Annotated in this window: 21 protein-coding genes; 2 read left to right on the forward strand and 19 right to left on the reverse strand. The window is 67.4% G+C overall.

Annotation, left to right across the window (positions count from 1 at the left end; translation table 11 throughout):
* Nucleotides 1–46: 46 nt before the first annotated feature.
* The 3 genes from ACKI2N_RS10430 to ppsA form a co-directional block, all read right to left on the reverse strand.
* Nucleotides 47–973 carry an SPFH domain-containing protein gene (locus ACKI2N_RS10430; protein WP_420998010.1) on the reverse strand — a complete coding sequence of 309 codons (927 nt, stop codon included), beginning with the start codon at nt 971–973 and terminating at the stop codon, nt 47–49.
* Between the two features lie 68 nt (nt 974–1,041).
* Nucleotides 1,042–1,467 (reverse strand): NfeD family protein, encoded by a 426-nt coding sequence (locus ACKI2N_RS10435; protein WP_420998011.1) that lies wholly within the window; start codon nt 1,465–1,467, stop codon nt 1,042–1,044.
* A gap of 145 nt (nt 1,468–1,612) precedes the next feature.
* Nucleotides 1,613–3,997, reverse strand: coding sequence for a phosphoenolpyruvate synthase (ppsA, locus tag ACKI2N_RS10440; RefSeq protein ID WP_420998012.1), 2,385 nt, complete (start codon nt 3,995–3,997; stop codon nt 1,613–1,615).
* 279 nt (nt 3,998–4,276) lie between these two features.
* On the opposite strand from ppsA, the gene ppsR reads away from it, so the two are divergent.
* Nucleotides 4,277–5,170, forward strand: a complete 894-nt coding sequence (ppsR, locus tag ACKI2N_RS10445; protein WP_420998013.1) for a posphoenolpyruvate synthetase regulatory kinase/phosphorylase PpsR — start codon at nt 4,277–4,279, stop codon at nt 5,168–5,170.
* Nucleotides 5,171–5,188: 18 nt separating this feature from the next.
* Here ppsR and ACKI2N_RS10450 read toward each other — a convergent pair whose 3' ends face one another.
* From ACKI2N_RS10450 to rpsB, 16 genes are all read right to left on the reverse strand, one after another.
* Nucleotides 5,189–5,971 carry a TrmH family RNA methyltransferase gene (locus tag ACKI2N_RS10450; RefSeq protein ID WP_420998014.1) on the reverse strand — a complete coding sequence of 261 codons (783 nt, stop codon included), beginning with the start codon at nt 5,969–5,971 and terminating at the stop codon, nt 5,189–5,191.
* Nucleotides 5,968–6,708: a ribonuclease HII gene (rnhB, locus tag ACKI2N_RS10455; protein WP_420998015.1), complete on the reverse strand. Its 741-nt coding sequence runs from the start codon at nt 6,706–6,708 to the stop codon at nt 5,968–5,970. The genes ACKI2N_RS10450 and rnhB overlap by 4 nt, the downstream gene beginning before the upstream one ends.
* A complete protein-coding gene (gene lpxB / locus ACKI2N_RS10460; RefSeq protein ID WP_420998016.1) occupies nt 6,708–7,925 on the reverse strand; it encodes a lipid-A-disaccharide synthase in 1,218 nt (405 codons plus the stop codon). Before lpxB ends, rnhB begins: the two co-directional genes overlap by 1 nt.
* 14 nt (nt 7,926–7,939) lie before the next feature.
* Complete coding sequence (lpxA, locus tag ACKI2N_RS10465) at nt 7,940–8,743, reverse strand: acyl-ACP--UDP-N-acetylglucosamine O-acyltransferase (protein ID WP_420998017.1); 804 nt, start codon at nt 8,741–8,743, stop codon at nt 7,940–7,942.
* Between the two features lie 150 nt (nt 8,744–8,893).
* Complete coding sequence (fabZ, locus tag ACKI2N_RS10470; protein ID WP_420998018.1) at nt 8,894–9,343, reverse strand: 3-hydroxyacyl-ACP dehydratase FabZ; 450 nt, start codon at nt 9,341–9,343, stop codon at nt 8,894–8,896.
* Nucleotides 9,340–10,443 carry a UDP-3-O-(3-hydroxymyristoyl)glucosamine N-acyltransferase gene (lpxD, locus tag ACKI2N_RS10475; protein ID WP_420998019.1) on the reverse strand — a complete coding sequence of 368 codons (1,104 nt, stop codon included), beginning with the start codon at nt 10,441–10,443 and terminating at the stop codon, nt 9,340–9,342. The genes fabZ and lpxD overlap by 4 nt, the downstream gene beginning before the upstream one ends.
* 40 nt (nt 10,444–10,483) lie before the next feature.
* Nucleotides 10,484–11,017 (reverse strand): OmpH family outer membrane protein, encoded by a 534-nt coding sequence (locus tag ACKI2N_RS10480; protein ID WP_420998020.1) that lies wholly within the window; start codon nt 11,015–11,017, stop codon nt 10,484–10,486.
* A 77-nt stretch (nt 11,018–11,094) separates the two neighbouring features.
* Nucleotides 11,095–13,428 (reverse strand): outer membrane protein assembly factor BamA, encoded by a 2,334-nt coding sequence (gene bamA, locus ACKI2N_RS10485; protein ID WP_420998021.1) that lies wholly within the window; start codon nt 13,426–13,428, stop codon nt 11,095–11,097.
* 96 nt (nt 13,429–13,524) lie between these two features.
* Nucleotides 13,525–14,916 carry an RIP metalloprotease RseP gene (rseP, locus tag ACKI2N_RS10490; RefSeq protein WP_420998022.1) on the reverse strand — a complete coding sequence of 464 codons (1,392 nt, stop codon included), beginning with the start codon at nt 14,914–14,916 and terminating at the stop codon, nt 13,525–13,527.
* 156 nt (nt 14,917–15,072) lie between these two features.
* Nucleotides 15,073–16,251, reverse strand: a complete 1,179-nt coding sequence (gene ispC, locus ACKI2N_RS10495) for a 1-deoxy-D-xylulose-5-phosphate reductoisomerase (protein WP_420998023.1) — start codon at nt 16,249–16,251, stop codon at nt 15,073–15,075.
* A gap of 11 nt (nt 16,252–16,262) precedes the next feature.
* Nucleotides 16,263–17,084 carry a phosphatidate cytidylyltransferase gene (locus ACKI2N_RS10500; RefSeq protein ID WP_420998024.1) on the reverse strand — a complete coding sequence of 274 codons (822 nt, stop codon included), beginning with the start codon at nt 17,082–17,084 and terminating at the stop codon, nt 16,263–16,265.
* 48 nt (nt 17,085–17,132) lie between these two features.
* Nucleotides 17,133–17,906 (reverse strand): isoprenyl transferase, encoded by a 774-nt coding sequence (locus ACKI2N_RS10505; protein WP_420998025.1) that lies wholly within the window; start codon nt 17,904–17,906, stop codon nt 17,133–17,135.
* A gap of 53 nt (nt 17,907–17,959) precedes the next feature.
* Nucleotides 17,960–18,520, reverse strand: coding sequence for a ribosome recycling factor (gene frr / locus ACKI2N_RS10510; protein WP_420998026.1), 561 nt, complete (start codon nt 18,518–18,520; stop codon nt 17,960–17,962).
* A gap of 124 nt (nt 18,521–18,644) precedes the next feature.
* Complete coding sequence (gene pyrH, locus ACKI2N_RS10515; protein WP_035814253.1) at nt 18,645–19,355, reverse strand: UMP kinase; 711 nt, start codon at nt 19,353–19,355, stop codon at nt 18,645–18,647.
* 328 nt (nt 19,356–19,683) lie between these two features.
* Nucleotides 19,684–20,562, reverse strand: coding sequence for a translation elongation factor Ts (tsf, locus tag ACKI2N_RS10520; RefSeq protein ID WP_420998027.1), 879 nt, complete (start codon nt 20,560–20,562; stop codon nt 19,684–19,686).
* A 252-nt stretch (nt 20,563–20,814) separates the two neighbouring features.
* Nucleotides 20,815–21,558, reverse strand: coding sequence for a 30S ribosomal protein S2 (gene rpsB / locus ACKI2N_RS10525; protein ID WP_020203946.1), 744 nt, complete (start codon nt 21,556–21,558; stop codon nt 20,815–20,817).
* A 423-nt stretch (nt 21,559–21,981) separates the two neighbouring features.
* On the opposite strand from rpsB, the gene map reads away from it, so the two are divergent.
* A complete protein-coding gene (gene map, locus ACKI2N_RS10530; RefSeq protein ID WP_426989579.1) occupies nt 21,982–22,800 on the forward strand; it encodes a type I methionyl aminopeptidase in 819 nt (272 codons plus the stop codon).
* The last annotated feature ends 19 nt before the right edge of the window (nt 22,801–22,819 follow it).

Below are 22,819 nucleotides of genomic sequence, written 5' to 3' on the forward strand. Positions count from 1 at the left end.
CCTGGGGCGCCCCCCAGGGCGCCCCAGGGCGCCCTTTCCCGCGCATCTACGCCTTCTGCGCCTTCACGATCTGCAGCGCCGCGGCCACCATGCTGCTCATGTCGCCGAGGTTGCCCGGCACGATCAACGTATTGCCCTGCTTGGCCAGGTTGCCGAAGGCGCCCACGTATTCCTCGGCCACTTTCAGGTTGACCGCCTCCATGCCGCCTTCGGTGCGGATGGCCCGCCCGATCTTCTCGATGGCCTGCGCATTGGCTTCCGCCACCGCCAGGATCGCCGAGGCCTCGCCCTGCGCGCGGTTGATCGCGGCCTGGCGGTCGCCCTCCGACTTCTGGATGGCCGCCTCGCGCGCGCCTGTGGCCAGGTTGATCTGCTCCTGGCGCTTGCCCTCGGAAGCCGCGATCAGCGCGCGCTTCTCCCGCTCGGCGGTGATCTGCGCCTGCATGGCGTGCAGGATCTCCTTGGGCGGCGTGAGGTCCTTGATCTCGTAGCGCAGCACCTTCACGCCCCAGCTCGCGGCGGCTTCGTCCAGCGCGTTGACCACGCTGTGGTTGATGTAGTCGCGCTCCTCGAAGGTCTTGTCGAGTTCCAGCTTGCCGATCACCGAGCGCAGCGTGGTCTGCGAGAGCTGGGTGATGGCCACCACGAAATTGCTCGAGCCGTAGGACGCCTTCATCGGGTCGGTGACCTGGAAGTACAGCACGCCGTCCACCTGCAGCTGCGTGTTGTCGCGCGTGATGCAGACCTGGCTGGGCACGTCGAGCGGGATTTCCTTCAGCACGTGCTTGTAGGCCACCCGGTCGATGAAAGGCAGCACCACGGTGAGCCCCGGCGTGAGCGTCGCGCGGTACTTGCCCAGGCGCTCCAGCACCCAGGCATGCTGCTGCGGCACGATCTTGAAGCTCTGCGCCACCAGCACGATCACCGCGACCAGGACCAGCAGGGGCAGCAGGCTGCCGAAGAATTCGAACATGAGACCTCCATGACGGGGTTGAAAAAACCGGAAAGACAAAACAAGGCGAAATACGGCGCAGCCGCCAGCTAGCGCGGGCTGACGAACAGCGTGTTGCCGCGCACCTCGACGATGCGGAAGCGCCCGGGCGCCGCGCCGCCGCCGGCCTGCAGCTCGACGTCCCACTCGGTGCCGCGGTAGCGCACCCGCGCACGGCCGCCCGCCTCCCAGGCCGGCACTTCCAGCTCCTGGCCGATATCCGGGTTGACGTTGGGATCGCGCTCGGCGGCGTCGCGCCGCGTGCGGCCGTAGCGGGAACGCCGCAGCACCAGGAAGCCCGCCAGGCCCACCAGCGCGGCAAGCACGGTCTGGCTGGCCGGACCCAGCCCGGCCAGCGCGCCCAGGCCGCCGCACACGGCACCCAGCGCCACCATCAGCAGGTACAAGGTGCCGAGCCCCAGTTCCGCGATCACCAGCACCGCGGCCAGCGCAAACCAGATGTAGTACGGCGCCATCTCGTCCTCCCTTCTTTGCCTGCCGGATGCCGGCGCGCGGGCCGGCAGGCCCAAAAACGAAAAACCCCCGCAGCGCCAGGGCGCCTGCGGGGGTTCGGAACACCTGGCGCAGGGCCGGTGTACCGCTATTGTGACTTCAAATGCCTCAGGAAGCCAGTTGCTTCCAGGTATCGATCACCGAATCGGGGTTCAGCGAGATCGATTTGATGCCTTCCTTGGCCAGCCACGCGGCGAAATCCGGGTGGTCCGAAGGGCCCTGGCCGCAGATGCCGACGTACTTGTCCAGGCGCAGCGCGGTGGAGATCGCGCGCGACAGCATGAACTTGACGGCCGGGTCGCGCTCGTCGAAGTCCTTGGCCAGCAGCTCCATGCCGGAGTCGCGATCCAGGCCCAGCGTGAGCTGGGTCAGGTCGTTCGAGCCGATCGAGAAGCCGTCGAAGAACTGCAGGAATTCCTCGGCCAGGATGGCGTTGGACGGCACTTCGCACATCATGATGATGCGCAGGCCGTTCTCGCCGCGCTTCAGGCCGTGCCTGGCCAGCAGATCGATCACCTTCTCGGCCTGGCCGAGCGTGCGCACGAACGGCACCATGATCTCGACGTTGGTCAGGCCCATGTCGTCGCGCACGCGCTTCATGGCCTTGCATTCCATCTCGAACGCTTCGGCGAAGTCGTCGGAGATGTAGCGCGAGGCGCCGCGGAAGCCCAGCATCGGGTTTTCTTCGTCCGGCTCGTAGCGCGAACCGCCGATCAGCTTCTTGTACTCGTTGGACTTGAAGTCCGACAGGCGCACGATCACGGGCTTCGGGTAGAACGCGGCGCCGATGGTGGCGATGCCTTCGGCCAGCTTGTCCACGTAGAACGCGCGCGGGCTGGCATGGCCGCGGGCCACGCTTTCCACGGCCTTCTTCAGGTCCGCGTCGACCTGCGGATAGTCGAGGATGGCCTTGGGGTGGACGCCGATGTTGTTGTTGATGATGAACTCGAGGCGGGCCAGGCCCACGCCCTGGTTCGGGATCTGGCAGAAGTCGAAGGCCAGTTGCGGGTTGCCGACGTTCATCATGATCTTGACGTCGATCTCCGGCATTTCGCCGCGCTGCACTTCGGTGACCTCGGTCTCCAGCAGGCCGTCGTAGATGCGGCCTTCGTCGCCCTCGGCGCACGACACCGTCACCAGCGTGCCGTCCTTGAGCACGTCGGTGGCATCGCCGCAGCCGACCACGGCCGGCACGCCCAGCTCGCGCGCGATGATGGCCGCGTGGCAGGTGCGGCCGCCGCGGTTGGTGACGATGGCGGCGGCGCGCTTCATCACCGGTTCCCAGTTGGGATCGGTCATGTCGGCGACCAGCACGTCGCCGGGCTGCACGCGCTCCATCTCGGCCGGGTCGTTGATCACGCGCACGCGGCCGGTGCCGATCTTCTGGCCGATCGCGCGGCCGCTGGTCAGCACGGGGGCGGTGCCCTTGAGCTTGAAGCGCTGCTCGGCCTTGCCGGCGGACTGGCTCTTCACGGTCTCCGGGCGCGCCTGCAGGATGTAGATCTTGCCGTCGCGGCCGTCCTTGCCCCACTCGATGTCCATCGGGCGGCCGTAGTGCTTCTCGATGATGACCGCGTACTTGGCCAGCTCGGCCACGTCGGCGTCGGTGATCGAGTAGCGGTTGCGCAGTTCGATGGGCACGTCCACGGTCTTCACGCGGCCGGCTTCGCCCGGCGCGGTGAATTCCATCTTGATCAGCTTGGAGCCGATCGAACGGCGGATGATCGGGTACTTGCCCGCCTGCAGCGTGGGCTTGAAGACGTAGAACTCGTCCGGGTTGACCGCGCCCTGCACCACCGTCTCGCCCAGGCCGTAGCTGGAGGTGATGAAGACCACTTCCTGGAAGCCGGATTCGGTGTCGATGGTGAACATCACGCCCGATGCGCCCACGTCCGAGCGCACCATGCGCTGCACGCCGGCCGACAGCGCCACCACGTCATGGGCAAAGCCCTTGTGCACGCGGTAGGAGATGGCGCGGTCGTTGTACAGCGAGGCGAACACGTGGCGGATCTTGTCCAGCACGTCGTCGATGCCGCTGACGTTGAGGTAGGACTCCTGCTGGCCGGCGAACGACGCGTCGGGCAGGTCTTCGGCGGTGGCCGACGAACGGACCGCGAACGACGCCTCGGCGCCTTCGCGCGCTTCCGCGCGGGCGTAGAACTCGCGGATTTCCTGTTCGAGGCGGGGCTGGAACGGGGCCTTGACGACCCAGTCGCGGATCTCGGCGCCGGCTTCGGCCAGGGCCTTGACGTCGTCGACGTCGAGGGCCTTGAGGCGGTCGGAGATGCGCTGGGTCAGGTTGTTGTGGACGAGGAAGTCGCGGAACGCGAGCGAGGTGGTCGCAAAGCCGCCGGGAACGCGCACGCCGGCCTCGGCCAGCTGGGAAATCATCTCGCCGAGCGACGAGTTCTTGCCCCCCACGGTTTCCACATCTTCCTTGCGCAACTGCTCGAACGGCAGCACATAGGCGCCGTCAATTGCCGGGTTGTTCATAAAAGCCTCAAAAACAAAGTAAGAAACTTGTTGCCGACGCCCGGAATCTTGTTGGAGTTCTGCTACCGGACGGATCGCTTGGCTAAACAGTCCCGCGCATTCCCACGCTGGTGGGGACCGGAGTTCGACCGTGATTGCTGCAGCGCACATTGTCGACAATCCGGGGCCGGATCGTTGTCCCGACAGCGCTGGCGGAATTGCTTAGCGAAAAGATCGCCGCTATTCTACCGTGCCGCACCGCACTTTCGCGGCGCACGGTTTCAAAAAAATTGTCCATACATGTCCCAGCCCGCCGCTCCCGCCGCGCCCCTTGAGCCGCAGCACCCCCAGGAACCGCGCAAGGAGGAGCGCCCCGCCATCCGCACGGTTTTCATCGTCTCGGACGGCACCGGCATCACCGCGGAGACCTTCAGCCACTCCATCCTGGCCCAGTTCGAGATGCGCTTCCGCAAGGTGCGCATGCCGTTCGTGGACACCCCGGAAAAGGCACATATCGCGGTCGGCAAGATCAACGAGGCCTTCTACGCCGAGGGCGTGCCGCCCATCGTCTTCACCACCCTGGTCAACCAGGAGTCGAACAAGGCGATCCGGCGCGCCAAGGCCATGATCCTGGACATGTTCCAGACCTTCATCGAGCCGCTGGAGAAGGAGCTCGGGCTCAAGTCCACCCACGCCATCGGCCGCTTCCACCAGAACGCGGACACCGAGGCCTACCAGAACCGCATCGAGGCGATCAATTTCTCGCTCGCCCACGACGACGGCCAGTCGCACAAGAACCTGGCCGAGGCCGACGTGATCCTGGTGGGCGTGTCGCGCAGCGGCAAGACCCCGACCAGCCTCTACCTGGCGATGCAGTACGGGCTGAAGGCGGCCAACTACCCGCTGATCCCCGACGACTTCGAGCGCGGCAAGCTACCGACCGCCTTGTACCAGTTCAAGTCGAAGATCTTCGGCCTGTCGATCAACCCGCAGCGGCTGGCCGAGATCCGCAACGAGCGCCGCCCCGGCAGCAAGTACGCCGCGCTGGAAAACTGCCGCTACGAGGTCAACGAAGCCGAGGCGATGATGCGCCGCGAAGGCATCAAGTGGCTGTCTTCCACCCACAAGTCGATCGAAGAGATCGCCACCACGATCCTGCAGGAGATCAAGGTGGAGCGCGACAGCAATTATTGAAGTGCGCGGCGGCGCCCGTCAGCCCGCGCGCCGCTGCCGCACCGCCTCGAACAGGCAGATCGCCGTGGCCGCCGCCACGTTGAGCGATTCCAGCCCGCCGGGCTGCGGGATGCCCACGGTGCGGTCGACCCGCGCCATCCATTCCCGGCTCACGCCGCTGCCTTCGTTGCCCACCACCCAGCCGACCGGCATGCGCAGGTCGGTGTCGAACACGTCCGCCTGCGCATGCGAAGAGGTGGCCAGCAGCGGCACCGCCAGGCGCGGCGCCAGCATGTCGAAGGTGCAGTGCTCGACGATGTTCAGGTGGAAATTGGCGCCCATCGCCGCGCGCAGGGTCTTGGTGGACCATGCGAAGGCAGTGCCGGTGACCAGGAACGCATGGCCGATGCCGGCCGCGGCGGCGCTGCGCAGGATGGAGCCGACGTTGCCGGCATCCTGCACGCCGTCGAGGATGATGCAGTCGGTGTCGATGCGCGACGGCAGGTGGCCGGACGGCGTCGCGATCACCAGCATCAGGTCGATGCCGTTGACCACGCCGGCGACCTGCTCGAACAGCGCGTCGGCCAGCAGCACCACGCGCTCGGAGGCGATCTGCGCCAGCAGCGGCGCCACCTCGGCGTGATCGTAATGCCGCTCCGACACCACGCATTGCACCGGCTGGCCCAGCGCGGCCAGGTAAGCCTGCGCCAGGTGCACGCCGTCCAGCACCGATTGCCCGGCCTTGCGGCGCGCGTGCGTCGAGGTGGTCAGCGCCTTCAGGTGCTTGAACAGCGCGTTCTCGCGCGAGGTGACGTGCTTCACGATGCCTGCTCCACGGAGGCGTCCCATGCCGATGCAGGAGCCGGCACAGGAGCCGATGCCGGGACCGACGCCGGGGCCGGCGCGATGCGTCCCAGCGCGATCGCCTCGCGCACGGGCGCGAACGAGCGCCGGTGGTGCGGCGTGGCGCCGAACTCGGCCAGCGCGGCCAGGTGCTGCGGCGTGCCGTAGCCGGCGTGCGCGTCGAAGCCGTACTGCGGGTACGACCCATGCAGTTCCAGCAACTCGCGGTCGCGCGCCACCTTGGCCAGGATCGACGCGGCGGAAATCGCCTGCACCAGGGCATCGCCCTTGACGATGGCCTCCACCGCGAAGCGCACCTGCGGGCAGCGGTTGCCGTCCACCTGCACCAGGTCCGGCTCCAGGCCGGCGTCGGCCAGGCCGTGCACCGCGCGCTGCATGGCCAGCATGGTGGCATGCAGGATATTGATGGTGTCGATCTCCTCCACCGTGGCGAAGGCGATATGCCAGCCCAGCGCGCGCTCGCGGATTTCCTCGAACAGCGCCTCGCGGCGGCGCGCCGTGAGCACCTTGGAGTCGGCCAGGCCCTTGATGGGCCGGGCCGGGTCGAGCACCACCGCCGCGGCATAGACGGGACCGGCCAGCGGTCCCCTGCCCGCCTCGTCCACGCCGCACAGGCGGCGCGCCCGGGCCGCGCTGGCGCTCAGCTCCAGGCCGAGCTGCGGCGAATCGCCCGGGCTAGCCTTTCTGCGCGCCATTACACGTCCCTCCGCTGGCGGATCAGGTCCGCGACCACGGCCGAGGCGATCTCGGCGGTATTGCGCTTGAGGGTCTGGTGCATCTGGGTGAAATGTTCGCGCAGGAACGCGGTGTTGCCTTCGTCGTTGAGCTGCAGCAGCGTCTCGCGCGCCAGCGCCTCGGGCGTGGCGTCGTCCTGCAGCAGCTCGGGCACCACGAAGCGCCCCGACAGGATGTTGGGCAGGCCCACGTACGGCAGGTAGCCCTGCCGCTTCATGATCTGCGCGGTCAGCCAGGGCACCTTGTACGAGATCACCATCGGCTTCTTGTACAGCGCCGCCTCCAGCGTGGCCGTGCCGCTGGCCAGCAGGATCACGTCGGCGGCCTCCATGGCCAGGTGCGACTGCCCGTCGACGATGGTCAGCGGGATCTGCGGATACTGCCGGTGCAGGTTCTCCACGATCTCGCGCAGCGCCGCGCTGGCGGCCGGCAGCACGAAGGCCAGGTTGCCGTCCATGCCGTGCATGCGCGCCATGGCGCCGAAGAAGGTGGGACCGAGGTTGCGCACCTCGGACTGCCGGCTGCCCGGCAGCACCGCCACCACGCGGCACCCGGCGGGCAGGCCGAGCCTGGCGCGCGCGCCCTCCACATCCGGCACCAGCGGGATCACGTCGGCCAGCGGATGGCCCACGTAGGTCGCGGGGATGCCGGCCCGGGCGTAGATCTCGGGCTCGAACGGGAACAGGCACAGGATATGGTCCACCGCGCGCGCGATGGTGCGGATGCGCCCGCCGCGCCAGGCCCAGATCGAGGGGCTGACAAAGTGCACCACGGGAATGCCGGCGCGGCGCAGCGGCACCTCCAGCCCGAAGTTGAAGTCGGGCGCGTCGACGCCGATGAAGCACAGCGGCGGCTGCGCCAGCAGCGATTCACGGATGGCGCGGCGCGTGGCCAGGATCTCGCGCAGCGAGCCCAGCACTTCCACGTAGCCGTTGACCGACAGCGTTTCCATCGGCCACTGCGACGCGAATCCCTGCGCCATCATGCGCGGGCCGCCGATGCCGGTGTAGCGCACGGTGTCGCCCAGGCGCGCCTTGAGGCCGCCCATCAGCAGCGAGGCAAGCAGGTCGCCGGAATTCTCGCCGGCCACCATGGCGATGGTGCCGCGCTTGTCTGCGTCCGCCGCGCCCGCTGCTCGCGGCGCGCCGTCCGGGGCCGGCAGGACACCGTCGACCATGGCGTTGAGCGGCTTCAGCGCACAATGCCGCGCTGGGTGGCGGCAATGAAGTCCAGGAAGCCCTGCAGCGGCGCGCTGGCGCTGCCGTCGGCCTGGGCGATCAGTTGCGCGATCTCGGCGCGCGCGGCCTCGAAGCTCAGGTCCGACTTGTAGAGCACCTTGTAGGCCTGGCGCAGCGCGGCGATCTGCGCGGCGTCGAAACCGCGGCGGCGCATGCCTTCGACGTTGATGCCGTGCGGCGTGGCCTTGTTGCCGCCCTTGTCGCCAGCGGCGATCACGAACGGCGGCAGGTCCTGCACCAGCGCCGAGGCGCCGCCCAGCATGGCGTGCGCGCCGATGCGCACGAACTGGTGCACGCCGCTCATGCCGCCGAGGATGGCCCAGTCGCCCACCTGCACGTGACCGGCGATCTGCGCGTTGCTGGAGAACACCGTGTGGTTGCCCACGCGGCAGTCGTGCGCGATATGCACATAGGCCATGATCCAGTTGTCGTCGCCGATGCTGGTCACGCCCTGGTCCTGCACCGTGCCGGTGTGGATGGTGGTGAATTCGCGGATGGTGTTGCGGTCGCCGATCACGAGCCGGGTCGGCTCGTTGCGGTACTTCATGTCCTGCGGCATGCCGCCGACCGAGGCGTACGGGCCGATGCGGTTGTCCGCGCCCACGGTGGTGTGGCCTTCGACGGTGGTATGCGCGCCCACCTGGGTGCCGCTGCCTAGACGCACGTTGGGACCAATGATCGAGAACGGCCCGACGGTCACGTCGGCGGCGAGCTCGGCCTTGGGGTCGACCAGTGCGCTGGGATGGATTTGCGTCATGCGTCCTGTCCTATGGTCTGGGTGGAAGAGAAGGAACGGTCAATGCAGGGTGCCGGTATCGCCCGGGCCCGGATGGAAGCGCAGAGCATGGAGCGCGGCGCGCGCCCGAGGCCGGCCGGCGCCGGCGTCCCCCGCCTCACCGTGCCGCGATCACTCGGCCTGCTTGACGGTACACATCAGCTCGGCTTCGCAAGCCACCTTGTCGTCCACGGTGGCGAATGCCTTGAACTTCCAGATGCCGCGGATATAGCGTTCGACCGACACGTTCATGTGCAGCTGGTCGCCCGGCGTCACCACCTGCTTGAAGCGGGCGCCGTCGATGCCGACGAAGTAGTACAGCGAGCCTTCCTTGCGCTCCATCTCGGCGCCGAAGGTCAGCAGGCCGGCCGACTGCGCCAGCGCCTCCAGGATCATCACGCCCGGCATCACGGGATGCCCCGGGAAATGCCCCTGGAAATAGGGTTCGTTGATCGAAACGTTCTTGAGCGTCTTGATGCGCTTCTGCGGCTCGAGCTCGAGCACGCGGTCCACCAGCAGGATCGGGTAGCGGTGCGGCAGCAGCTTGAGGATCTTCTGGATATCGATGTCGGCTGCGGTCATGATGATTTCTCTTCGGTATGCTGGATAGGGTTGCCGGCCTGGCCACGCAGGCGCTTCTCGAGCTGCACCACGCGTTCGCGCAGCCTGGTGAGCCCGCGCACGATGGCCGCGTTGCGCTCCCAGTCGCCATGCGGCAGGAACGGGAACACGCTGGTGAAATGGCCGCCGGGCTTGGTAATGGATTTGGTGATCGAAGTGCCGCCGGACACCGTGGTGCGGTCCGCGATATTCAGGTGGCCGGCAAAATTGGCCGAACCCCCGATCACGCAGAAACGGCCCACCTTGGTGCTGCCCGCGATGGCCGCGCAGCCCGCGATCACAGTATGCGCGCCCACCCGTACGTTATGGGCGATCTGGACCTGGTTGTCGAGCTTGCAGCCGTCCTCGATGACGGTGTCGGCCATGGCGCCGCGGTCGATCGCGGTATTGGCGCCGACCTCCACGTCGTTGCCCAGCACGGCGCGGCCGGTCTGGGGGATCTTGACGTACTCGACGCCGGCCGGGCCGATGTCGGGAGCGAAGCCAAAGCCGTCCGCACCGAGCACCACGCCGCTGTGCAGTATGCAGCGCATGCCGACCACGCACTGGTGGTAGACCGAGACATTGGCGTAGATCAGCGTGTCGTCGCCGATCTGCGCGCCGGCGCCGACGAAGCCGTTGGCCAGGATGCGCACGCGCTCGCCCAGCCGCGCCCCGCTCTCGATCACCACATTGGGGCCGATGAAGCACGACGGCGGCACCACGGCGTCGGCCGCCACGCTGGCGCGCGGGTCGATGCCGGTGCGATGGTCGGTGTTGGCGCGGCGCTCGAAGCCCTGCGCGATGCGGGCAAAGCACACGTAGGGATTGCGCGCCACCAGCCAGTTGCGGCCGCCGGCCTGCCCTTCGGCGCGGATGCGCTCGAGGTCGGCCGCCGAGACGATCACGGCGCCGGCCTGCGACGCCAGCGCCTGCGGCAGGTAGAGCGGATTGGAGAGGAACGAGAGCTGGCCGGGACCAGCCTGGTCGAGCGGCGCGAGACCGTGCACGGCCAGGTCGGGATCACCCACAACCTGCGCGCCGGTATCGGTGGCGAGCTGACCCAGTGTGGGTGTTTGCATGGCAGTACTTCCTGGAGCGGCGGTAAAGCGGACAGCCAGCTTACTTGCTGGCGGCGGCGCCGTTGAGCGCCTTCATCACATCGTCGGTAATGTCGATGCGAGGATTGACGTAGACCGCTTCCTGCACGATCAGGTCGTACTTGCGCTGCTCGGCAAGCTGGCGGATCACGCGATTGGCGCGCTCGAGCACCTGGGCCAGCTCCTCGTTGCGGCGCTGGTTCAGGTCTTCGCGGAATTCACGCTGCTTGCGCTGGAATTCGCGGTCGAGGTCGGCCACCTCGCGCTGGCGGCGCTGGCGGTCGGCGTCGGCCAGCACGGCGGTGTCCTTGTCGAGCTTGTCGGCGATGCCCTTGATCTTCTGCGCCATGTCCTGCAGGTCGCGGTCGCGCTTGGAGAATTCCTGCTCCAGCTTGACCTGGGCCTGCTTGGCGGGCACCGAGTCACGCAGGATGCGCTCGGAATTGACGGCCGCGATGCGGGCTTCCTGCGCCATGGCCGGGGCCGCGGCCAGCAGCGCGCCGGCCGCCAGCGCCGCGGCGGCCAGGCTCTTGATCAGTGGGAATGTTGTTTTCATGAATCGGATCCTCAATCCTCTTGGCTCTCTCTATCCTGTCTTGTCGGTTTCTTCTGTCTTTTCGGGCCTGGCCGCTGTCAGAACGCAGTACCGATCTGGAACTGGAAGCGCTGTACCTGGTCGTCCGGCGACTTCTTCAGCGGGAAGCCCACGCTGACCTTGAGCGGACCGATCGGCGACAGCCAGGACATGCCCAGGCCCGTCGAATACTTGAGTTCGCTGAACAGCAGCGGCGCGCCTTCCTCGTACACGTTACCGAAGTCGAAGAAGGTAAACAGGCGCAGCGTGCGGTCCACGCCCGAGCCCGGCAGCGGGAAGATGAACTCGACGTTGCCGATCATCTTGGACGCGCCGCCCACCGGGTTGCCGTTCTGGTCCTTCTTGCCCAGCGTGCTGGTCTGGTAGCCGCGCACCGAGCCGATACCGCCGGCGTAGAAATTCTTGAACACCGGGAACGGCGTGGCGCCGTAGCCGTGGCCGTAGGCGACTTCGCCGTTGAAGGCCAGCGTGAAGGCCTTCGACAGCGGATAGAAGTACTGCTGCTGGACGCTGGCGCGGTAGTACTGCGTATCGCCTCCCGGCACGCCCACTTCGAGGTTGGCCTGCGTGTAGGGGCCCTTGGTCGGGACCAGCGCGCTGTCGCGGCGGTCGCGTGCCCAGCCGATCGTGAACGGGAAGTTGTTGATCGGGTCGCCGCTGCTCTTGCCCACCTTCTGCAGCCACGCCGTGTACTGGCTCGGCGTGTTCTGCGAGGTGTACACCTGCGAGCGCTCGTAGCCGATGCCGAAGAACACGGTGTCGGTTTCCGAGAACGGCACGCCGAACTTGAAGCCGCCGCCCATCGACACGATCTTGTAGTCCTGGTCGCCGGTGTAGTACAGCGGGCGGGACGTACGGTAGAACACGTCGGTCGAGCGGCTGATGCCGTCCACCGTGAAATACGGGTCGTACTGCGTCAGCGAGATGGTGCGGAAGGACTTGGCGGTGTTTACGTCCAGGCCCAGGCTGGTGCCGGAACCGAACACGTTGTCCTGGCGCAGGCCGGCCTGCAACACCAGCTTGTCGGTCGAGGAGAAGCCCAGGCCCAGGCTGATCTGGCCGGTCGGCTTCTCGGTCACGTTGACGTTCACGTCCACCTGGTCGGGCGCGCCGGGCACGTCCTCGGTGGTGATGTTGGTGTCGGTGAAGTAGCCGGTGCGGTTGATGCGGGCCTGCGATTGCGTCAGCTTCTCGCTGTCGAACCACGAGCTTTCCATCTGGCGCATCTCGCGGCGCACCACTTCGTCGCGGGTCTTGCTGTTGCCCACCACGTTGACGCGGCGCACGTAGACGCGGCGGCCCGGATCGACCAGCAGCGTCAGCGCGACTTCGCGCTTTTCCTTGTCGATCGCCGGCTGTGGGTTGATGGTGGTGAAGGCGTAGCCGTAGGTGCCCAGCAGGTCGGTGATGGCCTTGGTGCTCTGGGTCAGCTTCTCGGACGAGAAGATCTCGCCCTTCTTGAGCTGCAGCAGCTTTTCCATCTCGGCCTGCTTGCCGAGCAGCTCGCCGGCCAGGCGCACATCGGACACCTTGTACTGGTCGCCTTCCTTGATGTTCAGCGTCAGGAAGATGTCCTTCTTGTCCGGCGTGATCGAGACCTGGGTGGACTCGATGGCGAACTCGAGGTAGCCGCGGTTCAGGTAGTACGAGCGCAGCGCTTCCAGGTCGGCGGTGAGCTTCTGCTTGGAATAGAGGTCGTTCTTGGTGTACCAGGACAGCCAGTTCGGCGTCGACAGCTGCATCTCGTCGCGCAGCGTGCTTTCCTTGAAAGCCTTGTTGCCGACGATATTGATCTGGCGGATCTTGGCGACCGGGCCTTCGTCCACGTTGAACACCACCGACACGCGATTGCGGTCGACCGGGGTGATCGTGGTCTGGACGTCGGCCGCGTAGTAGCCGCGCGCCACGTACTGGCGCTTGAGCTCCTGCTCGGCCTTGTCGATCAGTGCCTTGTCGTAGTACCGGGCTTCGGCCACGCCGACCGCGCGCAGCGAGCGGCGCAGGGTGTCCTTGTCGAATTCCTTGATGCCGACGAACTCGAGCTGGGAAATGGCCGGGCGCTCCTCGACCTGGACCACCAGCACGCCGTCTTCGGAACGGATCTGGACGTCCTTGAAGAAGCCGGTGTTGTAGAGCGCGCGAATCGCTTCCGCGCCCTTGTCGTCGCTGAAGGTCTCGCCGACCTTGACCGGCAGGTAGCCGAACACCGTGCCCGGCTCGACCCGCTGCAGACCCTCGACACGGATATCCTTGACGACGAACGGCTCCGCGGCCCAACTGACTGGGGTCCAGGCCGCGATGATGGCACTCGCCAGCACGCTCAGCGAGATGCGCTTATGTCTGATCAATCTTGATCCCCTCTTTGATTCCATGCAGGATTGCGCTCCGATGCTTCACGGGGCCGCGCCTTGTCGGCATGCGGGGCGCGGTGTCGGTGACACCCGCGGACCGCCGCCGGCAACGTACGTCTAGCCGCGCGCAAGAAACAGCCGGCTGACGTCGTTGAACAAGGCGAGCGAAGTCAGGAGCAAGACGCAGGCGATGCCGACCTTCTGCAGCACAGCCTGCCAGTGGTCTGGTACGGGCCTGCCAGTCAAAAATTCAACGCAATAATACAGCAAATGCCCCCCATCCAATACCGGAATGGGTAACAAATTCAACACACCGAGGCTGACGCTGACCAGCGCCAGGAAGCCGATGAAGGGCTGCCAGCCGAGGTGGGCGGCGCGTCCCGCATAGTCCGCCACGGTCAGCGGACCGCTCAGGTTCTGCAGCGAAGCCTGCCCCACCAGCATCTTGCCGAGCAGCTTGAGCGACAGCGCGCTGGTGCTCCAGACCTGCCCCACCGCGCGGCCGATCGCCTCCACCGGCTGGTAGCGCACGGTCTCCATTTCCACGGCCTGGCTCAGCGCCGCGCCGAGCTTGCCGGTGGCCGCGGCCGCCGCGCTGGCGCCATCCGGAGCGGGCACCGTATCCAGTTTCACCGGCACGTCGAGGCGCTGGCCGCCGCGCTCGATGCCGAGCACCACCTCGGCGCCGGGCCGGGCCCGCACGCCGCGGATCAGCTCGCCGGCCTGGGTCAGCGGGCTGCCCTGCCAGGCCACCACGCGGTCGTCCTTGCGCAGGCCGGCGCGCTGCGCGGCGGAATCCGGCAGCACTTCGGTGATCGTGACCGGGCCGCCCTTGAGCGCCAGGCCCAGGATGGCCAGCGGGTCTTCCTCGGGCTTGCCGCCGGTATTGGGCAGCCGCGCCAGGCTGACGTCGCGCTCGGCGCCGCCGGGCGCGCGCACGCGCAGCACCGCGCTGGCGTCGCCGAAGCCCTGGGCGAACACCGCCATGCGCAGGTCGTTCCAGGAGCGCACCGGCTCGGTCTCGCCGTTGGCCCGCAGCGACAGGATGCGGTCGCCCTCGCGCAGCCCCGCCTGGGCCGCCGCCGTGCCGGCCGGCGGCGCGGCCACGACCGGCGCCGGCTCGCGCATGCCGCCGGCGAACAGCACGAAATACAGCACCACCGCCAGCGCGAAATTGGCCAGCGGGCCGGCCGCCACGATGATGAAGCGCTTGCCTACCGGCTGGCGGTTGAAGGCGCGCGGCAGGTCGGCGGGATCGATGGCCGGGTCCTGCCCCGGTTCGCACTCGCGCTCGTCGAGCATCTTGACGTAGCCGCCAAGCGGAATCGCGGCGATGGTCCACTCGGTGCGGTCGCGGCCCCTGGAAACCCAGCGCAGCAGCGGCCGGCCGAAGCCGATCGAGAAGCGCAGCACCTTGACGCCGCACAGGCGCGCGGCCAGGTAGTGACCCATTTCATGGAAATAGATCAGGATGCACAGGGCAACGACAAAGGCGATTACGGTTTGCATGGCAGGCAGCTTGTCGTCAGGGGCGCAGGCCCCGAAGGCATAAAGCATACGCCGGGCCCGTGGCCCGGCATCCCGCTGTCCGGCGGCGGCCGGCAGCGGCCGGCAACGGCCGGCGCACCCCTATTGTCGCCGATCCCGCCGGCGCTCCCGCCAAACTCAGCACGAGCCCCGGTTTTCCAGCAGCCCGGCCGCGCGGCGGCGTGCGTCCTGGTCCGCGCCCAGCACGGCTTCCAGCGTGTTGGCATTGCCGCCCGGCGCGCGCTCGAGCACGCCCGCGACGACGCGCGCGATATCGGTAAAGCGGATCTGGCCCTGCAGGAAGGCCTCGACCGCGACCTCGTTGGCGGCGTTCAGCACCGCCGGCGCCAGCCCGCCCGCGCGCAGCGCGTCGAACGCCAGCCCCAGGCACGGGAAGCGCGCGAGGTCGGGGATTTCGAAGGTGAGCGCGCCGGCGGTGGCCAGGTTCAGCGGCGCCACGCCCGAGTCGATGCGCTCGGGATAGGCCATCCCGTAGGCGATCGGCGTGCGCATGTCGGGGTTGCCGAGCTGGGCCAGCACCGAGCCGTCGGCATACGACACCATCGAATGCACGATGCTCTGCGGGTGGATCAGCACCTCGATGCGCTCGGCCGGGGCGGCGAACAGCCAGTGCGCCTCGATGACTTCCAGCCCCTTGTTCATCATGGTGGCGGAGTCGACCGAGATCTTGCGGCCCATCACCCAGTTGGGGTGGGCGCAGGCCTCGTCCGGCGAGATATCGTGCAGCGTGGCCGGGTCGCGCGTGCGGAACGGCCCGCCCGAGGCGGTCAGCACCACCTTGGACACGCCCGCGCGGTAGCGCGGGTCGTCCGTCGGCAGGCACTGGAAGATGGCGTTGTGCTCGCTGTCGATCGGCAGCAGCGTGGCGCCGTGCTCGCGCACGGCATCCATGAAGATGCGCCCGGACATCACCAGCGCTTCCTTGTTGGCGAGCAGCACGCGCTTGCCGGCGCGCGCGGCGGCCAGCGACGGGCGCAGGCCCGCGGCGCCGACGATGGCGGCCATCACCGCGTCCACCGCGGCATCGGTGGCGACCGCTTCCAGCGCGGCCTCGCCATGGCCGACCTCGGTCTTGATGCCGCCGGCGCGCAGCAGCGCCTGCAGCTCGCCCGCGGCCTCGGCCGTACCCATCACGGCCTGCGCCGGGCGGAACTCGCGGCACAGGGCCGCCAGCTTGTCCACTTGCCGGTGCGCCGTCAGCGCATGCACGGCATAGCGCTCGGGATGGCGCCTGATGACATCAAGCGTGCTGTCCCCGATCGAGCCGGTGGCACCCAGGACGGTAATACGACGCATATCAGATCAACTCAAAGATAGATGGCCAGCAACGCGGCCAGCGGGAAAACGGGCAGCAGCGCGTCGATGCGATCGAGCACGCCGCCATGGCCGGGCAGCAGCCGGCTGCTGTCCTTGATGCCGACCTGGCGCTTGAGCAGCGACTCGAACAGGTCGCCCACCACGCTGGCGATCACCAGCAGCGTGGCCAGCAGCGCCACGATGGCAAGGCCACCGTGGCCGGCCACGCGCGAGAACCAGGTCGGGGAAAATGCATGGGTGGCGGCCAGCGCGAGCGAGATCGCCAGCGCCAGCGCCCAGCCGCCGAGCGCGCCTTCCCAGGACTTGCCCGGGCTGATGGCGGGCGCCAGCTTGCGCCGCCCGATGGCCTTGCCGACGAAATAGGCGCCGATGTCGGCCGCCCACACCAGCACCGCCACCGACAGCAGCACGCCGATGCCCAGCTCGCGCAGGATCAGGGTGGCATGGCCGAAGGCCGGCAGCATGAACAGGCCGAGCACCACGCCCAGCACCGTGAAACCCGGCGTGGCGCGGCGCACGCCGCGCGCCAGCAGCACCACGGCCACACCCCAGCAGGCCACGCCGATCTGCAGCAGGCGCGCCAGCGCGTCGGGGCCGGACAGCGCATGCCAGCCGATCAGCGCCAGCAGGCAGGCCACCGCATAGACGTAGGGCCACGCCCCGCGCAACCCTACCAGGCGGCCGAACTCCCAGCCGCCGAGCAGCACGATCACCGCCACCAGGCCGGCCAATGCCGGCGGCGGCGCCAGGAACAGGATCGGCAGGATCAGCAGCAGCAGGCATACGGCGGTGATGACACGGGTAAGGAGCATGCGCTGGGCGGATCCCGGTAGAAGATGGATAAGGTCCGGGCGGCGGCGTCAGGCCGTGCCCGACAACCCGGATGGCGCCACCACCTGCGCGCTGGTGCGGCCGAAGCGGCGTTCGCGCTGGCGGTACGAGGCGAAGGCCTTGTCGAGCTCGGCGGCATCGAAATCGGGCCAAAAGACTTCGGTGAAATAAAGCTCCGAGTAGGCAAGCTGCCACAGCAGGAAATTGCTGATACGCTGCTCGCCGCCGGTACGGATGAACAGGTCCGGCTCGGGCGCGTAGGCCATCGCGAGGTGCGGCGCCAGCACGGACTCGTCGACCGCGTCCGGGTCGAGCATGGGCGAGCGCTGCAGCATCTTGCGCATGGCCTGCAGCAGGTCCCAGCGGCCGCCGTAGTTGGCGGCGATGGTCACGGTCAGGCCGGTATTGCCGGCCGTGCGCGCCTCGGCGTCGGCGATCAGCTGCTGGATGCGCGGGCTGAAGCGGCTCAGGTCGCCCACCACGCGCACGCGGATATTGTTGGCGTGCATCTTGACCACCTCGCGGCGCAGGGCGGTCATGAACAGCCGCATCAGGAACGAGACCTCGTCGGCCGGACGGCGCCAGTTCTCCGAGCTGAAGGCGAACAGGGTCAGGTACTGCACGCCCCGCGCCGCGCACGCCTCGACCACCGCCCGGACTGCATCCAGGCCACGGCTGTGGCCGGCAACGCGCGGCAGGTGCCGCTGGGTCGCCCAGCGGCCGTTGCCATCCATGATGATGGCAACGTGGCGGGGCACATAGGTGGATTCGGGGACGCCGAGCGTGGAACTGATGTGATGCATGGTGGGAAACGGTACCGGACACGGCGGCGGCTGGCAAGCCGCCGCCCTGCGCGTCACACCGTCATGATCTCCTTGTCCTTCTCGGCGACCATCCTGTCGATCTCGGCGACGAACTTGTCGGTCAGCTTCTGCACTTCATCCTGGCCGCGGCGCTCGTCGTCCTCGGAGATGGCCTTGTCCTTGACCAGCTTCTTGAACTGCTCGTTGGCATCGCGGCGCAGGTTGCGCACCGCGACCTTGGCGCTCTCGGCCTCGCCCTTGACGACCTTGGTCAGCTCGCGGCGGCGCTCCTCGGTCAGCATGGGCATCGGCACGCGGATGACGTCGCCCATGGTGGACGGGTTCAGGCCCAGGTCGGCGTCGCGGATCGCCTTCTCGACCGCGCCCACCATCTTCTTTTCCCACGGCTGCACGCTGATGGTGCGGGCATCGGCCAGGCCGACGTTGGCCACCTGGCTGATCGGCACCGGCGAGCCGTAGTAATCGACCTGCACGTGGTCGAGCAGACCCGTGTGCGCGCGACCAGTGCGAATCTTGGCCAGGTCGGCCTTGAACGCTTCGATGGTCTTCTGCATCTTCTGCTCGACGCTCTTCTTGGTGTCGGCGACGCTCATGTTTACCTCCGGAAAACAGGTGTTCGTGACCCCGGATGCCGGGATCGAAAATGAATCATTCTACTCTTTGCCGCGGCCCGCGCCACCCTTTGGCGGCGCCAGGCCGACGGCGCCGGGCCGCCTCTTACACGTGCACCAGCGTGCCTTCGTCCTCGCCCAGGATGACGCGCTTGAGCGCGCTCGGCTTGACGATCGAGAACACCTTGATCGGCAGCTTCTGGTCGCGGCACAGCGCGAACGCGGTGGCGTCCATCACCTGCAGGTTGCGCGAGATGGCCTCGTCGAAGGAAATCGTGGTGTAGCGCGTGGCGCTCGGGTCTTTCTTGGGGTCGGCGGTATAGACGCCGTCCACCTTGGTCGCCTTGAGCACGATCTCCGCGCCGATCTCCGCGCCGCGCAGCGCGGCGGCGGTGTCGGTGGTGAAGAACGGGTTGCCGGTGCCGGCGGCGAAGATCACCACCTTGCCCTCCTCGAGCTGGCGGATGGCGCGCGGGCGGATATAGGGCTCGACCACCTGGTCCATGCGCAGCGCGGACTGCACGCGGCCTTCGATGTTGGCGTGGCGCATGGCGTCCTGCAGCGCCAGCGCGTTCATCATGGTGGCCAGCATGCCCATGTAGTCGGCGGTGGCGCGGTCCATGCCCGCCGCCCCGCCGGCCACGCCGCGGAAGATGTTGCCGCCGCCGATCACTACCGCGACCTGCACGCCGAGCTTCACGATCTCGGCAATGTCGTTGACCATGCCTTCGATGGTGGAGCGGTTGATGCCGAAGGCATCGTCGCCCATCAGGGCCTCGCCGGACAATTTCAGTAGGACGCGCTTATAGGCAGGCATATGGATTCCCGGAGCTGGTTCGGCTCGTTCCCTTGAGCCGGATATTTGAATGCAGGCTTGATGCGGGCGGGCGGCGCCAACCGGCGCGCCACCGCCAGGAAAGCCGGTTTTCGGGGTGGCCTGGGCTGCGGCGCGGCACGGTGGGACGGCGGACGCGGCAGGCCAGACGACTGCGGAAACGGGCTACAACGGACTGCGACTTCGCGGCCGCGCCGCGCGGATGCGCGCGCCGCGGTCATTTGTGCCGAGGGGCACCTCGCGGTGCCCCTCGGCATTATACGGCGGCCCCCGGGCACCCTACCGCGGTGCCGGCCCGGCCGCCAGGACTTCAGCCCTTCTGCGCGGCTGCCACCTGGGCGGCCACTTCGGCGGCGAAATCGTCCTGCTTCTTCTCGATGCCTTCGCCAACCACGTACAGGGTGAAACCCTTGACGGCGGTGTTGGCGGCCTTGAGCATCTGCTCGACGGTCTGCTTGTCGTTCTTCACGAAGGTCTGGTTCAGCAGCGACACTTCCTTCAGGTACTTCTGCACCGAACCGTCCACCATCTTGGCGACGATCTCGGCCGGCTTGCCCGATTCGGCAGCCTTCTGCTCGGCGATGCTGCGCTCCTTGGCGATCAGCTCGGCGGGCACGTCGGCCGACGACAGCGACACCGGCTTCATGGCCGCCACGTGCATGGCCACGTCCTTGGCGGCCACTTCGTCGCCGTCGAACTCGACCATCACGCCGATGCGGGTGCCGTGCAGGTAGGCAGCCAGCTTGCCGCCGTTGGCGTAGCGGGCAAAGCGGCGGATCGCCAGGTTCTCGCCGATCTTGCCGATCAGCGCGGTGCGGGTGGCTTCCACCGACACGCCGTCGATTTCCAGCGCCGACAGCGCGGCCACGTCGGCCGGGTTCTGCTTGGCGACCAGTTCGGCGACCTTGGCCGAGAAGGCCAGGAAGTCGTCGTTCTTCGACACGAAGTCGGTTTCGCAGTTCAGCTCGACCAGGGCGCCGGTGGTGCCGTCGATGAAGGACACGACCACGCCTTCGGCGGTCACGCGCGAAGCGGCCTTGCTGGCCTTGTTGCCGAGCTTGACGCGCAGCAGCTCTTCAGCCTTTTCCAGGTCGCCGTCGGCCTCGGTCAGGGCCTTCTTGCATTCCATCATCGGCGCGTCGGTCTTCGCGCGCAGTTCTGCCACCATGCTTGCGGTAATTGCCGCCATTTGTCACTCCTTGAATGGTTCGCACCGGCCTGCCCCGCTGGGTCTGGCGGGCCCCGGCCGGCGGTATGCTGAAACTTCACCCGCGACAGATCATGCCTGCGGCGGATGACAACAATTCAAAAAAAGGGGGCGTAACTTCCGCCCCCTTGTCTGCCGGAAAGCCCCGGCTGCGCTCCGAACCGGCTCCGGGCCGGTCGGCTAGCGATGATGGTCAGCTACTCTTGCGCGCGGGGGTCCTTTCGGCAGCGGGCTTCAGGCTTCTTCGACTTCGACGAATTCGTCGCCGCCGCGAGCGGCTTCAACCACGTCCTGCACCGCGTTGGCACGGCCTTCCAGGATCGCGTCGGCCACGCCGCGCACGTACAGGGCCACGGCCTTGCTCGAGTCGTCGTTGCCGGGGATCACGTAGTCGATGCCTTCGGGCGAGTGGTTGGTGTCGACCACGCCGATCACGGGGATGCCGAGCTTGTTGGCTTCGGTCACGGCGATCTTGTGGTAGCCGACGTCCACCACGAAGATGGCGTCAGGCACGCCGCCCATGTCCTTGATGCCGCCGATGGACTTCTGCAGCTTGTCCATTTCGCGCTCGAACATCAGCGCTTCCTTCTTGCTCATGGTTTCCAGCGCGCCGGCTTCCTTGGCGGCTTCCATGTCCTTGAGGCGCTTGATCGAGATCTTGACGGTCTTGAAGTTGGTCAGCATGCCGCCGAGCCAGCGGGCGTCGACGTAGGGCATGCCGGCGCGGCCGGCTTCTTCGGCCAGGATTTCGCGCGACTGGCGCTTGGTGCCCACGAACAGCACGGTGCCGCGGTTTGCTGCCAGCTGACGCACGTACTTCAGTGCGTCCTGGAACATCGGCAACGTCTTTTCGAGGTTGATGATGTGGATCTTGTTGCGATGGCCGAAGATGAACGGCGCCATCTTGGGGTTCCAGAAGCGGGTCTGGTGGCCGAAGTGGCAACCGGCTTCCAGCATTTCGCGCATGGTAACGGACATGAAAATTCTCCAAAAGGGTTAGGTCTGAAGTCCGCCCCGACATTCCTCAACAGGAACACCCCGGATGGACGGACTCGCGATTTCAGGATCTCTGGCATTCTCTGGCATCCCGATGCTGCGCAAAAGGCACATCCGGCAAGGCAAGCAGTGGAAACCGCAGCCAAACCGCAGCCATTTGCCGCGCCTGATGGCATTTATGAGAAAGCCAGCCCAAGATTGTAGCAACAAAACCGGGCTTCGCTCAAGTGGTCCGGCACCCTGGCGACGCCGTGCCCGTCCGCGCGGCACGGCCTGCCGCCTTGCTCGCCAAGGCGTCCCCGCCGCCCTTTTTGGCTGCGGCAGGGGCGCGATGGTGCGATAATCCCGTCTTTCAGATTCGACTTGAGGCGCAGCCAGTGGCTTCGCCGCCACTTTGCGAGCAGCATGAGCATCCATATCAAGAACGCCGACGATATCGCCCAGATGCGGGTAGCGTGCCGCCTGGCCTCCGAGGTCCTCGACTACATCACGCCCTTCGTCAAGGCCGGCGTCACCACCGGCGAGCTCGACCGGCTCTGCCACGCCTACATGCGCGACGTGCAGGGCACCGTGCCGGCGCCGCTGAATTATGCGCCGCCCGGCTACCCGCCCTTCCCCGGCGCCATCTGCACCTCCGTCAACGACGTGATCTGCCACGGCATCCCGGGCGAGCGCGTGCTCAAGCCCGGCGACGCCGTCAACCTGGACATCACCGTCATCACCAAGGAGGGCTACTACGGCGACACCAGCCGCATGTTCATCGTCGGCGAGGGCTCGATCCTGGCCAGGCGCCTGGCCCAGGTCACCTTCGAGTGCATGTGGAAGGGCATCATGCAGGTGCGCCCCGGCGCCCGCCTGGGCGACATCGGCCACGTGATCCAGGTCCACGCCGAAGGCGCTGGCTACAGCGTGGTGCGCGAATACTGCGGCCACGGCATCGGCAAGAACTTCCACGAAGACCCGCAGATCCTCCATTACGGCCGCCCCGGCACCGGCATGGAGATCCAGGCCGGCATGATCTTCACGATCGAGCCGATGGTCAACGCCGGCAAGCGCGAGATCCGCACCATGCCCGACCACTGGACCGTCAAGACGCGCGACCGCAGCCTGTCGGCGCAGTGGGAACACACCATCCTGGTGACCGAGACCGGCTACGAAGTGCTCACCGTCTCGGCGGGCACGCAGGCGCCGCCCGCCTTCGTCACCGATTCTGTCGCAGCCTGACGCTACCCTGGGCGCCAAA

The sequence above is a fragment of the Cupriavidus sp. 30B13 genome, assembly GCF_049059565.2.
Taxonomy (GTDB): Bacteria; Pseudomonadota; Gammaproteobacteria; order Burkholderiales; family Burkholderiaceae; genus Cupriavidus.